Origin of the sequence: Pseudohalioglobus sediminis (genome assembly GCF_008370495.1) — a bacterium.
Classification (GTDB): domain Bacteria; phylum Pseudomonadota; class Gammaproteobacteria; order Pseudomonadales; family Halieaceae; genus Halioglobus.
In genome coordinates this window covers 627,782-643,063 of the sequence record NZ_VTUX01000001.1, presented here as the reverse complement: position 1 = coordinate 643,063, position 15,282 = coordinate 627,782, and the positions used below count along the sequence as shown (strand labels likewise).

The 15,282-nt window shown below is 63.0% G+C and carries 10 protein-coding genes; 8 read left to right on the top strand and 2 right to left on the bottom strand.

The annotated features are described in order from the left end of the window. Positions 1–58 precede the first annotated feature (58 nt). Positions 59–574, top strand: coding sequence for a nuclear transport factor 2 family protein (locus tag F0M18_RS02755; RefSeq protein WP_149609837.1), 516 nt, complete (start codon positions 59–61; stop codon positions 572–574). 130 nt (positions 575–704) lie between these two features. On the opposite strand, the gene F0M18_RS02750 is transcribed toward F0M18_RS02755, so the two are convergent. Then, complete coding sequence (locus F0M18_RS02750; RefSeq protein ID WP_149609836.1) at positions 705–2,690, bottom strand: SDR family oxidoreductase; 1,986 nt, start codon at positions 2,688–2,690, stop codon at positions 705–707. Between the two features lie 158 nt (positions 2,691–2,848). On the opposite strand from F0M18_RS02750, the gene F0M18_RS02745 reads away from it, so the two are divergent. Then, on the top strand, positions 2,849–3,568 hold the full coding sequence (locus F0M18_RS02745) for a dienelactone hydrolase family protein (protein WP_149609835.1): 720 nt from the start codon (positions 2,849–2,851) through the stop codon (positions 3,566–3,568). 18 nt (positions 3,569–3,586) lie between these two features. On the opposite strand, the gene F0M18_RS02740 is transcribed toward F0M18_RS02745, so the two are convergent. Next, positions 3,587–4,654 carry an AraC family transcriptional regulator gene (locus tag F0M18_RS02740; protein ID WP_149609834.1) on the bottom strand — a complete coding sequence of 356 codons (1,068 nt, stop codon included), beginning with the start codon at positions 4,652–4,654 and terminating at the stop codon, positions 3,587–3,589. A 164-nt stretch (positions 4,655–4,818) separates the two neighbouring features. Here F0M18_RS02740 and F0M18_RS02735 point away from each other — a divergent pair, with 164 nt between their 5' ends. From F0M18_RS02735 to F0M18_RS02710, 6 genes are all read left to right on the top strand, one after another. Further along, positions 4,819–6,498 (top strand): class I adenylate-forming enzyme family protein, encoded by a 1,680-nt coding sequence (locus tag F0M18_RS02735; RefSeq protein WP_149609833.1) that lies wholly within the window; start codon positions 4,819–4,821, stop codon positions 6,496–6,498. Positions 6,499–7,150: 652 nt separating this feature from the next. Further along, positions 7,151–8,746: an isocitrate lyase gene (locus tag F0M18_RS02730; RefSeq protein ID WP_149609832.1), complete on the top strand. Its 1,596-nt coding sequence runs from the start codon at positions 7,151–7,153 to the stop codon at positions 8,744–8,746. A gap of 122 nt (positions 8,747–8,868) precedes the next feature. Next, the gene (locus tag F0M18_RS02725) at positions 8,869–9,246 is read left to right on the top strand and encodes a hypothetical protein (protein ID WP_149609831.1); all 378 of its coding nucleotides are present in this window, start codon (positions 8,869–8,871) and stop codon (positions 9,244–9,246) included. A 120-nt stretch (positions 9,247–9,366) separates the two neighbouring features. Beyond that, entirely contained in the window at positions 9,367–10,680 is a 1,314-nt protein-coding gene (locus F0M18_RS02720) for a TolC family protein (protein ID WP_223177890.1), read from the top strand. Further along, entirely contained in the window at positions 10,677–12,167 is a 1,491-nt protein-coding gene (locus tag F0M18_RS02715) for an efflux RND transporter periplasmic adaptor subunit (protein ID WP_149609830.1), read from the top strand. Before F0M18_RS02720 ends, F0M18_RS02715 begins: the two co-directional genes overlap by 4 nt. Then, positions 12,164–15,277: an efflux RND transporter permease subunit gene (locus tag F0M18_RS02710; protein WP_149609829.1), complete on the top strand. Its 3,114-nt coding sequence runs from the start codon at positions 12,164–12,166 to the stop codon at positions 15,275–15,277. The genes F0M18_RS02715 and F0M18_RS02710 overlap by 4 nt, the downstream gene beginning before the upstream one ends. The last annotated feature ends 5 nt before the right edge of the window (positions 15,278–15,282 follow it).

Here is a 15,282-nt window from a genome sequence, read left to right as displayed (position 1 = left end):
ATTGCCTCAGGGCAGGCAACTCCCGGTCCCGGCGCCAAACCTTAACCGGGGCACAGGCATGTCAGACACAAGAACGGAACATTTTATTTCCAGGCTGGAGATTCACGACGTGCTCTGCCGTTATTGCCGGGGGCTGGATCGTATGGATAAAGCCCTGGCTTATTCGGTCTGGCATGCAGATGGCACGGCGCATTACCACGATATGTATACGGGCAGCGGGCGTGGGTTCGTGGATTGGGTATGGGACGCGCACGCCGCGATGGAGAGGCACTCGCACCAGCTGGGCAACTCCCTGGTCAACCTCGACGGCGACAGTGCAAGCAGTGAAACCTATGTCACGGTAGTGCTGTGGACGCGGCCCGATGACCAGGGGCGACAGCAGGAAATTACCGCTCGAGGCCGGTACCTGGATGCCTGGTCCAGGCGCGATGGCCGCTGGGCCATTGATCACCGTGAGCACATTCTTGATATGCAGACAGTCGCTGAGCTCCGTGCCGGCCAGGTCAGTGTTGTGTCTGCACGAGACCGGACTGACCCGTCTTACCAGCTGTTTCCTGGGCCGGTAGTTTCGTGATGCCTTAGCTGGCGGGTGCCGCCAGCGGGGCAACAAATGCCCGCTGTCGCCGGGTGCGAAATGCGGCTCGGTCAAGCGTCGCTTAAACAGGTAAACCGCCCCCGGGGGGCGGTCACGCATCACGGCAGGATCAGAAGTGCACGCCCTTCATCAGCGCAGCCAGTGCTACCTGCTCATTGGACACCTGCACCTGCTCGGGTTTCTTGTCGCCCCTGGCGGCGGCGGAATCGTTGAACATACGGAAGACGATATTCATCACGACTTCTGAAATCCTCGGTGCGAGGGCATTCTGCACCTGCAGGAAGATTCCCATGTTGGTGGCGATACGCTTGGGCTTCTTGATCACGGCTTCCACCACCATGTCAGTCGCCTCGTCCGGTGTCAGCACGGGCATGGAGTTATAGACCGTGGTCGCCTCGATCATGGGGGTGCGTACCAGCGGCATATTAATGGTGGTAAAGCGCACGTTGCGATCGGAGAATTCCACCGCGGCGGCGCGGGTCCAGGCATCCAGTGCAGACTTGGATGCTACGTAGGCGGAGAAGCGCGGGCTGGGGGTGAGCGCGGCGATGGAGGACATGTTGATGACATGACCCTGCTGGCGTTCGCTCATGGAGGGCAGCAGTGCCATGGTCAGGCGCACGGCGCCGAAGTAGTTCACCTGCATGGTGCGCTCGAAATCGTGGAAACGGTCGTAGGAGAGTTCCAGGGAGCGGCGAATAGAGCGCCCTGCGTTATTGATCAGTATGTCCACGTGACCGTGCCTGGCCAGCACCTCTGCGGCGAGGCGATCGCAATCTTCCAGGTTGGAGACGTCTGCCTGGTAGATGCTGGCCACGCCGCCCAGTGCGGCAATCTCTGCCGCCGTTTCCTCTAACTTGTCTGCCGAGCGGGCCACCAGCAGGACGTGCGCACCGGCCTCCGCCAGGCGCAGTGCGGAGTGCCTGCCGATGCCCGATGAGGCGCCGGTAATCAGCACGATCTTGCCGCCCACGTTGCCCTCAAGGGAGTGGTCGACGAACAGGTCGGGGTCGAGATTGCGCTCCCAGTAATCCCAGATCACCGGTGCGTAGTCGCGCAGGTCCGGGCACTTGATGCCACTGCCCTTGAGGGCGCGCTCGGTGTCGCGATTGTCGTAACGCGTGGGATAGTTGGTAAACATCATCACCGAGTCCGGCAGGCCCATGTCTGCCAGCAGGGTGTTGATGACGCGCTTGATCGGCGGCAGGTTGGCCAGGGTTTCGCGCACGAAGCGGGGGATGAAGCCGAACATGCGCGCGTCGAGGCGCATGCTGAAGCGGGGCGCATGGCCGGCGTCGGCGAAGATGTTCATCATGTTGCCCATGCTGTGGTGCTCGGGGTCAGTGAGGTGGAAGGCGCGTCCGTCCAGGTCGCCCTGGTGGGCGATATGGTCCATGGCGTCCACCACGTAGTCCACGGGTACCACGTTGAACTTGCCGCCCTCTATGCCGATCAGCGGAAACCACGGTGGCAGGACGTTGCGGATTTTCTGCAGGCTCTTGAAAAAGTAGTAGGCGCCGTCGATCTTGTCGATTTCACCGGTTTTGGAGTGGCCCACCACCATGCCGGGGCGGTAAACACGCCAGGGTATGCTGCACTCGTTGCGCACCACCGCCTCCGAATCGTGCTTGGTGGCGAAGTAGGGGTGCTCCATATTCTCTGCTTCTTCGAACATATCTTCGCGCCAGGTGCCCTCGTACAAGCCGCCGGCGGCGATGGAGCTGACGTGCTGGAAACAACCTGCACCGAGGGCCTCGGCAAGTTGCACGGCGTTGCGGGTGCCGTCGATATTGGTGGCGATCTGCGCTTCCGCGGAGGCTTTCAGGTCGTAGATGGCGGCGAAGTGACAGAAGTGCTGAATGCGGCCCTTGATTTCGGCAACTGTATCCGCGTCCAGTCCGAGCAAAGGTGCGCAGAGGTCGCCGGTGACCGGGATCAGGCGCTCTGCCTGGTCACCCATGCGGGCCTGCAGGTCTTCGAATTTGTGCTCCGAGCCCTTGCGCGTCAGCACATAGATATCCCCATCGCGCTGCTTCAGTTTGTCGATGAAAAACCGCCCGAGAAAACCGGTACCGCCAGTGATGAAGTAAGCCATGATGTCGCTCCTGTTGCTGTTGTTCACGATAGCTGACAGTTTAGTGGCGGCGCCGCCGCCCACAATTGCGGGGTTTTGCAAAACACAGGTGCAGAAATTTTCAGCGATCCTGAACGCTGTGCGATACTGGCGACCAGCGCACGGGGAGGGCAGTAAAAATGGGCATTGAGGCCAGAGAACTGGTTTACCGCAGTAACGGCACCGAGCACCGGGGCTACCTGGCGTGGGATGACAACGCGTCCTCGCCGCGCCCTGCCGTGCTGATCGCGCACACCTGGGCCGGTCGGGGGGAATTTGAGGAGACCAGGGCCAGGCAATTGGCGGAAGCGGGCTTTGTTGCCCTCGTCGCGGACCTTTACGGCAATGGTCAACGCGGCGCCGGGCCGGAAGAGAATGCGCAACTCATGGCGCCGCTGATGGACGACCGGGCCGAGTTACAGGCGCGCATGACAGCCGGCCTGGAGGCGGTAAGGTCTCTGCCGGAGGTCGACGAGCAGCGCGTTGCCGCAATGGGATACTGCTTCGGCGGGCTCTGCGTACTGGACCTGGCGCGCACCGGTGCTGATATCCGCGGCGTGGTCAGTTTTCACGGCCTGTTCAAGCCCGCGGACAACCTGCCGTCCCCACAGATCAGCGCGAAAGTGCTGTGCCTGCACGGGTATGATGACCCCATGGCGACTCCTGACGCCATATTGGCCCTGGCGGATGAGTTGACCGCCGCGGGCGCGGACTGGCAGGTTCACGCCTACGGCAGCACCGTACACGCATTCACCAATCCGGCGGCCAACGACCCCGAACGCGGTACGGTTTACAGCCCGATTGCCGACCAGCGCGCTTGGCGCGCGCTGCAGAATTTCCTCGATGAAGTACTGGACTAGCCTGAAAATACGCCGCAATTACCCGCGCTGGTCGCGGTATTCCTGCGGGGTCATCCCGGTCCATTTCTTGAAGGCGCGATGGAAGGTGCTGGCGTCCGAGAACCCCAGCAGTTCTGACAGTTCGGCCGCGGTGTGGTCGTCGCTGTCAAGGTAACGCTCGGCGGCCTCGCGACGACACTGATCCTTTAACTGCTGGTATGAGGTGTCTTCCTCACGCAGCCGGCGGTGCAGCGTTGGCGTGGTCATAGTGAGCCGCTCAGCCATGTCCTGCAGGCCTGGCAGTGGGCGGCTGAAATCGCTGCCGATGAGATTGCGAATACGCTGGGACAGGCTGCTCTCCCCGGCACGGATGCGAAACAGCTCGGCGGGGTAGGTGGCCAGCATCGCTTCCAGCGACGCCTCGCTCTGGACGATGGGAAAGGACAGATAGCGCCGGTTGAAGATAAGTGCGTTACGGCTGGCGCCAAACTGTATCGGTTGCCCGAAAATTTGCTGGTAAGCGTTGGTTGCGTCCGCGGCCTGTGTCATCTCAATCGCGTCGATGTCGATGTAACACCCGGTGAACCAGCCACAAACCCGGTGCCAGTTGGCCATGGACAGGATGCGTCCGGTAAGCCCGGGTAGCCAGTGCAACTGCTCCATGTCGAAATTTTCCGGTGCAGCCAGTGCCCGCTCGCTCGCCTCATCGAATACAAAGCGGCATACCACCTGCTCACCTGCGGGTTCGATCGCAAAGCGTTCGCCCGAGGATTGCAGTCGGCGAAAGTAGATTGCCGCCCGCTGTAAGGCCTCGCCGAGGTCGCGGGAATGCAGCATGGCCTGGAACATCATGCGGTAAGCGCTGAAACTGCGAATGGCGTCTGCGTCGTCCCGGGTGGCAGGCAGTTGATCCTGTATATGATGTACCAGTCGCATGAACAGGCGGCCATAGTCTTCCGCGGAGATGCGGGCGTCCGACCGGGCGGATTCCTCCAGCAGCACCAGCGGCAGGTTCAGTGCCTGCAGTTCCCGGCGCAGTTCTGCCGCGTCCATGGGTGCCATGCGAAGCAGCGATTGAGCGTGGCGCAGCGGGATTGTGTCTGCCATGGGATGAACTCCTGAACTGTACACATTCTAACCGAGGGGCATACGTGGGCAAGCGCGCCCATTTGGTGCAAAATCGCGCCAGTCTCATATGCAAAATCCTGCTGATGTCGCGCTCTTTCGGCGCGACTACAATGCAATAACACTCAGCTTCCGGGGGAATCCTCATGACTGGCCTGAAACAGGAATTCGACGCGGCAATCGCACAACTGACGGGGGAGGGGGCGCCCTACCAGGTGATCACCGGAGAAGATGGCGGCCGCTATTACAAAGACGCACCGGCCAACCTGCGCGAGGCCCTTGCCGCGGGGCGGAATCACGGTGATCGTGAATTCCTGATCTACGAGGGGGAGCGGCGCAGTTTCAACCAGCTTATGGATGAGGCCGACGCCATGGGCGCCGCACTGCAGGCAGCGGGCATCGGCAAGGGCGACAGGGTGGCGCTGGCGATGCGCAACTATCCCGAGTGGATGGCCGCGTTTATTGCCATTACCGCCATCGGTGCCGTGGTGGTGCCGGTGAACAGTTGGGGGCAGCCTGCCGATATCGCCTATACGGTGGAAGATGCCGGTGCCACTCTGGTGATTTGTGACCAGCAGCGTTACGACGGTGTGGCGCAGATGATGAAGGACAAGGGCATACGCACACTGGTGGCGCGCCCCACTGATGCCGAAAACCCGGATAGCCTCGCGCGATTTGTGGCAGATTTTGCCGGCAAGTCACCTGACCCGGTGGATATCGACGCGGAAGACATCGCCCTGATCATGTACACCTCCGGTACCAGCGGCAAACCCAAGGGCGCGGTGTCCACCCACCGCGCGATCTGTCAGGCGATCTACAACATGGAGTGTGCGGCCATCGCGGCTGCCATGACTAATGGTGACTTGATTACCCGCATGCTGGAGGCGGGCAACGAACCCACCTCGCTATTGGCGGTGCCGCTGTTTCACGTTAGCGGCTGCCATGCCCAGTTCCTGCTCAACCTGCGCGGCGGCCGTCGCATCGTGATGATGTACAAGTGGGACGTGGACAGGGCGCTGCGCTATATCGAAGAGGAGCGCATTACCACTGTGGCAGCGGCACCCTCCATGGTGCTCGACCTGCTGGAGTCGCCCGGATTTGACACCGCCGACACCAGCAGCCTGTTTTCGGTTGGACTTGGCGGCGCCGCCACGCCGCCCCGGGTGGGCGCCTTGTTACGCGAGAAGGTGCCGGCCAATTTCAGTGGCACCGGTTATGGCATGACCGAGACCAACGCCCAAGGTGCCTCGCTTACCGGTAAGGCATTTCATGAGAAGCGCGGCACGGCCGGCTTCCCGCACCCGATTGTGGATATCCGTATTTGCGACGACGCGGGCGAGGAAGTGCCCCAGGGCCAGACCGGCGAGATATGGGTGCGCAGCGTGGCCAACATTCGAGAGTACTGGAATCGTCCCGATGCCAATGCGTCGGACTTTCGCGATGGCTGGCTGAAAACCGGCGACGTGGGCTACCTCGACGAGGACGGCTTCCTGTGCCTGGCGGACCGTGTTAAGGACATGATTATCCGCGGGGGTGAGAACATCTACCCGGCAGAGATCGAGAACGAGCTACTGGAACACGATGCCGTCAAGGAAGTGGCGGCCCTGGGCCTGCCGCACGAGCGCTGGGGCGAGGAGGTCGCCGTGGTGGTGCACCTGCATCCCGGCGCGGAGCTGTCCGAGGAGGAACTCGTCGAATTCGCCCGCGCACGCCTGGCGCCTTACAAAGTCCCTACTCGAGTATTTTTCTCCGAGCAGCCACTGCCGCGCAACGCGACCAACAAGCTGCTCAAGCGGGAGTTGAAGGAGTCTTTGCTGGCGGCTTGATTGCACTGGTTGTTGCTCCCAATGCGCCGGCCCTGCGCCGGGTATGTTGCGGGAGTGGGTGCAGGTTTCTGCGGCTGCGGTTTTAGATGAGCCGGCCCTGCGCCGGGGTAGGCCGCGGGAACGGCCACAAGCTCCGGCGCTTACGCCGGCTGCCGCGTAACTCGGCAGCGGTTGCTGTTCGCAACCGCTAGGCGGCCTCGGACATCCACGGCAGAAAACCCCGGCGAACGCGCCTGCGCAAAAAGCGGTGGCCTGATTATTCCCGCAGCCTACCCCGGCACAGGGCCTCTATCGAAGTGATCAGCAAGTTCGATTCTGGCCCGCCAATTGTGCGCTGGGTCAAGGCGCCATTGCAGGCGTGTGGGTAGCCCGGACCTCCTGGAAATGTCCGAGCACATGGATGGGCCGGCCGGCGCTCCGGGAGGCCAAACTGGCAGGAAGCCGCTGTTGCGGTTTCCGGGAGGTCCGGGCTATCCGCGCGCCGGGCCGGCGGAAGCGCAGTTCGGTAGATTTATGGATTGCTCTGATGAATACCAAATATCTTTGCCATTTATTTCATTTATGCCCCCGCGAGGACTAATATTCGCCTCACTGACTGGCCGACCCCCGCGTCGCCTGGCATTTTCGTCCCCACACAATCAGAGGTAGGATCATGTCCACATACCAGAATGACATCTCCGATATCGCCCAGCTGCGCGAAAAGAACGGCAGCGCCTGGGATGCTATCAGCCCCGAATACGCCGCCCGCATGCGCCTCCAGAACCGCTTCAAGACCGGCCTGGATATCGCCCGCTACACCGCAGGCATCATGCGCAAGGACATGGCCGAGTATGACGCTGACACCAGCCAATACACGCAGTCGCTGGGTTGCTGGCACGGCTTTATTGGCCAACAGAAGCTGATCGCCATCAAAAAGCACTTCGGCAACACCAACAAGAAGTACCTGTACCTCTCCGGCTGGATGATTGCCGCCCTGCGCAGCGAATTCGGCCCGCTGCCTGACCAGTCCATGCACGAGAAGACTTCCGTACCCGGCCTGATTGAAGAGTTGTACACCTTCCTGCGCCAGGCAGATGCCCGTGAGCTGGGCGGCCTGTTCCGCGCCCTGGACGATGCCCGTGAAGCCGGTGACGAAGTCAAGGCCCAGGACGTGCAGAACCAGATCGACAACTTCCAGACCCACGTGGTACCCATCATCGCTGACATCGACGCCGGTTTCGGTAACGCGGAAGCGACTTACCTGCTGGCCAAGAAGATGATCGAAGCCGGTGCCTGTGCCATCCAGATCGAAAACCAGGTGTCTGACGAGAAGCAGTGTGGCCACCAGGACGGCAAAGTGACCGTGCCGCACGAAGACTTCCTCGCCAAGATCCGCGCCGTACGTTACGCCTTCCTTGAGCTGGGCGTGGACGATGGCGTCATCGTGGCGCGTACCGACTCCCTGGGTGCTGGCCTGACCAAGCAGATCGCCGTGACTCACGAGCCGGGCGATCTGGGCGACCAGTACAACAGCTTCCTGGATTGCGAAGAAGTAGACCTGGCCGACATGAACAACGGCGACGTGGTACTGAACCGCGACGGCAAGCTGCTGCGTCCCAAGCGCCTGCCTTCCAACCTGTTCCAGTTCCGCAAGGGTACAGGCGAAGACCGCTGCGTGCTGGATTGCATCACTTCGCTGCAGAACGGTGCAGACCTGCTGTGGATCGAAACCGAGAAGCCCCACGTCGGCCAGATCGGCGGCATGGTAAACCGCATCCGCGAAGTCATCCCCAATGCCAAGCTGGTTTACAACAACAGCCCGTCCTTCAACTGGACACTGAACTTCCGCCAGCAGGTATTCGACGCATGGAGTGAAGAAGGCAAGGACGTTTCTGCCTACGATCGCGCTAACCTGATGAGCGTTGAATACGATGAGAGCGACCTGGCTGCCGAGGCGGACAACCGCATTCGCACCTTCCAGGCTGACGCTGCGCGCGAAGCGGGTATCTTCCACCACCTGATCACCCTGCCGACTTACCACACCGCGGCCCTGTCTACTGACAACCTGGCCAAGGAGTACTTCGGTGATGCCGGCATGCTGGGCTACGTAGAAGGTGTTCAGCGCAAGGAAATCCGCCAGGGTATCGCCTGCGTCAAGCACCAGAACATGGCGGGCTCTGACATGGGTGACGACCACAAGGAATACTTCGCCGGTGAAGCCGCGCTGAAGGCCGGTGGTAAAGACAACACCATGAACCAGTTCGGCTGAGTTCACTAGGTGTAAACAGGAAGGGCGGGTTTTTACCCGCCCTTTTTTTATGCCTGCCTGAACTTGACCTGCACCCAACTGCAGGGTGTATGCTTGAAGAGTCGTATCACTGGAAGCTTCGAGTGTCCCGGATCGCAGTGAAATCACTGGCGCTGATTTGTGCTTTGACCCTGTGCTTGCAGGGCGTCACGGGTGTATCCATGCCGTGCACGACATCAACTCCGGTGAATCAGCCAGAGATGTCTCACCATGCCCACCATGATGCCGCCACTGCGGCTGAGACGCTTCACGCCGGACACGCTGTCGACGACAGCGCCACGGCAACAAGCTGCTGTGACGGCGGCTACTGCAGCCAGGGCGGCTGTGTTTCCCTGGTGGCACTTCTGCAGACCGCACTGGCGGTGGCCGGGCAGCCATTGCGCCCGGAACTGACTGCGGCACCCTCGCCACACCTCACCGGCACGCTTTCCACTCCCTATCGTCCCCCGGCCCTGGCCTGACACAGGACAGGTGCGCCCGCCGTACTCACGCGCGCGCACTGCAAGGCTAATTTTCCCCGGGTAATTGTCACTGCCTTCGTGTTTTGACGGCGCGGCATGCCCTGTAGAGGACGGTAAAACATGAAGACTTTTTTTGTGCTGCTGCGCCGCATAGCGCTCGGCGCCGCCATCGGCACCTTGCCGCTGGCGCCCGCCCAGGCGGCGCTGGAGCTGTCGGCTGCAATCGCCAGTGCCCAGTCGCAGGACCCCTGGCTTGCCGGTAGCGAACTGCGCGAACGGGCGCTGCTTGCGAATGGCACCGCGTCATCGAGCCTGCCGGATCCGATGCTCAGTGTGGGCTTCGCCAACCTGCCCACAGACACTTTAGATTTCGACCAGGAACCCATGACCCAGTTCAAGGTGGGTGTGTCGCAGGTTTTTCCACGCGGCGACAGTCGGGCGTTGAGTGCCGAAAGATTCCGGCACCTGGGCTCAGCGCAGCCTCACCAGCGCGCTGACCGTCGGGCGCGGATTGCGCTGGAGGTCACCCGTGAGTGGTTGCTGGCGTACAGGGCCAGCGCGTCCATTGCGCTTATCGAGCGCGACCGTGACCTGTTCGAGCAACTGCTGGAGGTGGTCGAGGCCAGTTATACATCGGCCCTGGGTCGCACCCGGCAGCAGGACCTCATACGCGCGCAACTGGAATTGACGCGTCTGGACGAACGGCTCTCGCGCCTGAATGAACAGCAGCAAATCTCGCTGTCGCGCCTGCTGCAGTGGGTGTCGCCGCTCGAGCAGGGTCCGGCGTTGAGTTTTGCGATGGCCGAGCGCCCGGACATCGCGCTGCCCGAGGGGGCGATCAAGCCCGAGTCGCTGGATGCGAACAGCCTGGGGCGACTGCTGAGTGGCCACCCGTCGGTGCTCGCTGTCGACGCGCGGGTAGCGGCCAGCGCGACCGGGATTGCCATCGCCGAGCAGGGTTACCGACCGCAGTGGCGCGTGGATGCCAGTTACGGCTATCGCGACGACGACCCGCTGCACGGGGACCGCGCGGATTTCTTTTCCGTAGGGCTTGCTCTGGACATGCCGCTGTTCACTGAAAAGCGCCAGGACCAGAACGTGCGCTCCGCGGTCGCGTCGACCGAGGCCCTGCGCACGGAGCGAACCCTGTTGTTGCGACGCCTCTACGCCAGCTTCGAGACCGAGCGCAAGCGCCTGGCCGTACTGGAGGAGCGCCGGCAGCTTTACCGGGGGCGCTTACTGCGCGAGATGCGCGAGCAGGCCGAGGCATCCCTTTCGGCATACACCAACGATGACGGTGACTTCGCGGAGGTGGTGCGCGCCCGCATCGCCGAACTCAATGCCAATATCGAGGCTCTGGACATCGAGGTGCAGAGGTTGATGAGTATCAGTCAGCTCAATTACCTGATGGCTGGCGCAGGAGCGGAGACATGAACATTTTCGTGAAGCAATTCGCCGTGCTGGCCGTTGGGGCGGCAATCGGGGGCGGCGCGGTGTGGCTGTGGCCCGGCCACGCGCCTGGCGATGGCGGTGGCCAGCACGACACCGACGGCAGTGGCGGCGAGCCGCTGTATTGGGTTGCCCCCATGGATCCCAGCTATCGGCGGGATGGTCCGGGCAAGTCGCCAATGGGGATGGACCTGGTGCCGGTGTATGCCAATGACGCGGCGGGACCCGTGTCGCCGGGAATCGTGTCGCCGGGCACCGTGTCGATCGCCCCCGAAGTGGTGAACAACCTCGGTGTGCGCAGCGTCAAAGTGCGCGAGGCGCCGTTGGCGGGCGAGATTCGCACGGTGGGTTACGTGCGTTACGACGAGGACCGGCTCATCCACATCCACCCCAGGGTGGAGGGCTGGATAGAGCGTTTGTTCGTCAAGGCCAGCGGTGACCCGGTGAGCAGGGACCAGCCGCTATACGAGCTGTATTCGCCCCAGCTGGTGGCCGCGCAGGAGGAACTCGTACTGGCGCTGAGGCGCAGTAATACGGTGCTGCTGAAGGCGGCCGAGGACCGTTTGCGCGCGCTGCAGGTGGCGCCGGAAACGATCGCGGCGCTCAAGCGCGATGGCCAGGTCCGCCAGACGGTGACTTTCCGGGCGCCCCAGGACGGCGTCATCGACAACCTGAACATCCGCGAGGGCTTCTTTGTCGGTCCATCGACCACGCTGATGTCGATTGGCGCCCTGGACGAGGTCTGGGTGGAGGCCGAGGTGTTCGAGCGCCAGGTTGACCAGGTGGCGGTCGGGCAACCGGTGACCATGACACTGGATTTCCTGCCGGGGCGTCGGTGGCGCGGGCGGGTGGACTACCTGTACCCGTCACTGGACGAGGGCACGCGCACGCTGCGCGTGCGGCTGCGCTTTCCCAATCCACAGCGGGAGCTGCGGCCCAATATGTTCGCCCAGGTGGTGATCGAAACCGACCCGGGCACGCCGACCCTGCTGGTGCCCCGCGAGGCGGTAATTCGCCTTGGGGATCGCGACCGGGTCGTGCGGGACCTGGGCGGCGGCCGCTACCGCTCCGTGCCGGTCAGGCTGGGCCGCCTGGGCGCGCGCCACTACGAAGTGCTTTCCGGGCTGGACGCGGGAGATCGAGTGGTGACCTCAGCGCAGTTCCTGATCGATTCCGAGTCGAGTCGCCAGGCGGCGCTGCAGCGCATGGGGGATGCGCCGCAAAAGCCACCCCAGAGCGCCCGGGTCTCGGGCACCGTGGTCGAGATGGCGGCTGACCGGCGGTTGGTGACCATCGATCGTGGTGCGATCGCCAAGTGGCGTCGGCCCCCCGCGCGGGTGACCTTCATCGTCGACGCTGCGGTTGATCTCGCCCGCCTGCCACAGGGTGGCGAGGTGGAATTCACCTTCGTGATTGAGGATGGCGAGTTTGTGCTGACCCGTGTTCACGAAGCCGGGGAGGGTGAGCCATGATAGCCGGCCTCATACGCTGGTCGATCCACAACCGCTTTCTGGTCCTGCTGGCCACGCTGGTGCTGGTGGCCGCCGGACTCTACTCGGTGCGTCACACACCGGTGGATGCAATTCCGGACCTTTCGGATGTGCAGGTGATCGTGAAAACCAGCTATCCCGGGCAGGCGCCGCAGGTCGTGGAGGACCAGGTGACCTATCCGCTGACCACGGCCATGTTGTCCGTGCCGGGCGCCGTCACGGTGCGCGGTTTCTCGTTTTTCGGTGATTCCTATGTCTACGTCATCTTCGATGACGATACCGATATGTACTGGGCCCGCTCCAGGGTATTGGAGTACCTGAGCCAGGTGGCGCCATCGCTGCCCGAGAGCGCGCGGCCGCAACTGGGGCCCGACGCGACCGGGGTGGGCTGGGTGTACATTTACTCCCTGGTCGATCGCAGTGGCCGACACGACCTCAGTGAACTGCGCAGCCTGCAGGACTGGTTTCTGAAATACGAACTGCAATCGGTGCCCGGTGTTGCAGAGGTCGCCACGGTCGGCGGCATGGTGCGGCAGTACCAGGTGCGAGTGAACCCCGACCGCTTGCGCGCCTATGGCTTGCCACTTGCACAGGTGGCCGCGGCCATTCGCAGGGCCAACCAGGAGGTCGGTGCCTCCGTGATCGAGATGGCCGAGGCCGAGTATATGGTGCGCACGTCTGGCTACCTGCGCGGTCTCGACGATCTGTCCAGCGTGACCCTGGGGGCTAACGCGCAGGGTACGCCGCTGCTACTCGGTGATATTGCCGACATCACCACGGGCCCGCAAATGCGCCGCGGCGTCGCCGACCTGAATGGCGAGGGCGAGGCTGTCGGTGGGATTGTCGTCATGCGCTACGGTGAGAATGCGCGCCAGACTATCGATGGCGTTCGCCAGCGACTGGCCCAGCTCAGGGCCAGCCTGCCCGCAGGCGTGGAGGTGGTCACGGTGTACGACCGCTCGGGCCTGATCGACCGCGCCGTGGCCAACCTGTGGCGAAAAGTAGGGGAGGAACTGCTGCTGGTTGCGCTGATCTGCCTGCTGTTCCTGTTCCATGTGCGCAGTTCGCTGGTCGCGATCGTGAGCCTGCCCATCGGCATTCTCGCCGCTTTCGTGGTCATGCACCTGCAGGGGCTGAACGCCAATATCATGTCCCTGGGCGGCATTGCCATTGCCATCGGCGCGATGATCGACGGCGCGATCGTCATGGTAGAAAACCTGCATCGACACCTCGAACGCCCCGGCGCTGCCGAGCGCGACCGCTGGGCGATCGTCTCCGAGGCGGCGGTGGAGGTGGGGCCGGCACTGTTTTTCAGCCTGTTGATTATTACCGTCAGCTTCCTGCCGGTGTTCACCTTGCAGGCCCAGGAGGGGCGCATGTTTTCGCCGCTGGCCTTCACCAAGACCTACGCCATGGCCTCGGCGGCAGCCCTGGCGGTCACCCTGGTGCCGGTGTTGATGGGCTACTTCATCCGCGGCCGTATTCGCTCCGAGCGGGACAATCCCGGCAGTCGGGCCTTGCTGGCCGTGTTCCGACCCACCCTTGAGGCTGCACTGCGGGCACCGCGGCTGACCCTGGCACTTGCCGTGCTGGCGCTGCTCAGTGGGCTGTGGCCGCTGTCGCGCATCGGCAGTGAGTTCATTCCACCACTGGACGAGGGTGACCTGATGTATATGCCCACCACCTATCCCGGTATATCCATAGGCAAGGCGCGCGAGCTGCTGCAGCAGACCAACAAGCTGATTCGCACGGTGCCGGAAGTGGAGAGCGTATTTGGCAAGGTCGGGCGCGCCGAGACCGCCACGGACCCGGCGCCGCTGACCATGATCGAGACGTTCATACAATTCAAGCCCCGCGACCAGTGGCGCGACGGTATCGGCCCCGAGGAACTGCGACGGGAACTGGAGCAGCGTGTGCAGGTGCCCGGGCTCACCAATGCCTGGGTGATGCCGATCAAGACGCGTATCGATATGCTCGCCACCGGGATCAAGACCCCGGTGGGCGTGAAAGTGGCGGGCCCCGACCTGGCGGTGATTGAAGGCATCGGCCAGCGCCTGGAGGAGGTGCTGGCCGCTGTGCCGGGCACGGCCTCGGTCTACTCAGAGCGCGTGGCGGGTGGGCGCTATATCGTGGTTGACATAGAGCGCGTGCGTGCGGCCCGCTACGGCCTCAGTGTAGCGGATGTGCAGCAGGTGGTGGCGATGGCCGTGGGCGGCATGAATGTGACCAACACCATCGAGGGGCTGGAACGCTACCCGGTCAACCTGCGGTATCCGCATCAGTACCGGGATTCACCCGAGCAACTGGCACTGTTGCCCATCGTGACGCCCGCAGGTGCGCGGCTGGCCCTGGGTGATGTGGCCGACATACGTGTGGAGTCAGGTCCGCCGGGGATCAAGAGTGAAAACGCGCGTATCAACGGCTGGACCTTCGTGGATATCGACGGGGTCGACCTGGGGCGCTACGTAGACAGCGCCAGGGCGGCCGTGGCGCGGCAGGTCGAGTTACCCCCGGGCTACTCCATCGCCTGGTCCGGCCAGTTTGAGTATATGGAACGTGCCAAGCAGCGCCTGGCCTACGTGGTGCCGCTAACGCTGATGATTATCGTGGTGCTTTTATATCTGGCTTTTCGGCGCTGGGAACCGGTGTTGCTACTGGTGGCTTCACTGCCCCTGGCGCTCGTCGGCAGTCTCTGGCTGATGTATATCCTGGGCTACAATCTGTCGGTGGCCGCCGGGGTGGGCATGATCGCCCTGGCCGGGGTGGCCGTGGAAACCGGGGTCATCATGCTGGTCTACCTGGAGCAGGCGGCAGCCTCGTTCGACGACGACACCGGTGACCTGGCGTCGGCCATTGTCGAGGGGGCCAGCAAGCGGGTCAGGCCCGTGGTGATGACCGCCAGCGCGACTATTATCGGTCTGCTGCCGGTGCTGCTGGGCAGCGGGACGGGGTCCGAGGTGATGAGTCGTCTGGCCGCTCCCGTGGTGGGCGGTATGGTTACCGCCGTGCTGCTCACACTGCTGGTACTGCCGGTGACTTACCTGCTCTGGCACCGCCGCGCACGCACGAGGGGCGATGACTCCGGTGATTGAGGACA

Coding starts and splice junctions, on each gene's coding strand:
- F0M18_RS02755 (WP_149609837.1), top strand. CDS start 59: ATGTCAGACACAAGAACGGAACATTTTATTTCCAGGCTGGAGATTCAC.
- F0M18_RS02750 (WP_149609836.1), bottom strand. CDS start 2,690: ATGGCTTACTTCATCACTGGCGGTACCGGTTTTCTCGGGCGGTTTTTC.
- F0M18_RS02745 (WP_149609835.1), top strand. CDS start 2,849: ATGGGCATTGAGGCCAGAGAACTGGTTTACCGCAGTAACGGCACCGAG.
- F0M18_RS02740 (WP_149609834.1), bottom strand. CDS start 4,654: ATGGCAGACACAATCCCGCTGCGCCACGCTCAATCGCTGCTTCGCATG.
- F0M18_RS02735 (WP_149609833.1), top strand. CDS start 4,819: ATGACTGGCCTGAAACAGGAATTCGACGCGGCAATCGCACAACTGACG.
- F0M18_RS02730 (WP_149609832.1), top strand. CDS start 7,151: ATGTCCACATACCAGAATGACATCTCCGATATCGCCCAGCTGCGCGAA.
- F0M18_RS02720 (WP_223177890.1), top strand. CDS start 9,367: ATGAAGACTTTTTTTGTGCTGCTGCGCCGCATAGCGCTCGGCGCCGCC.
- F0M18_RS02715 (WP_149609830.1), top strand. CDS start 10,677: ATGAACATTTTCGTGAAGCAATTCGCCGTGCTGGCCGTTGGGGCGGCA.
- F0M18_RS02710 (WP_149609829.1), top strand. CDS start 12,164: ATGATAGCCGGCCTCATACGCTGGTCGATCCACAACCGCTTTCTGGTC.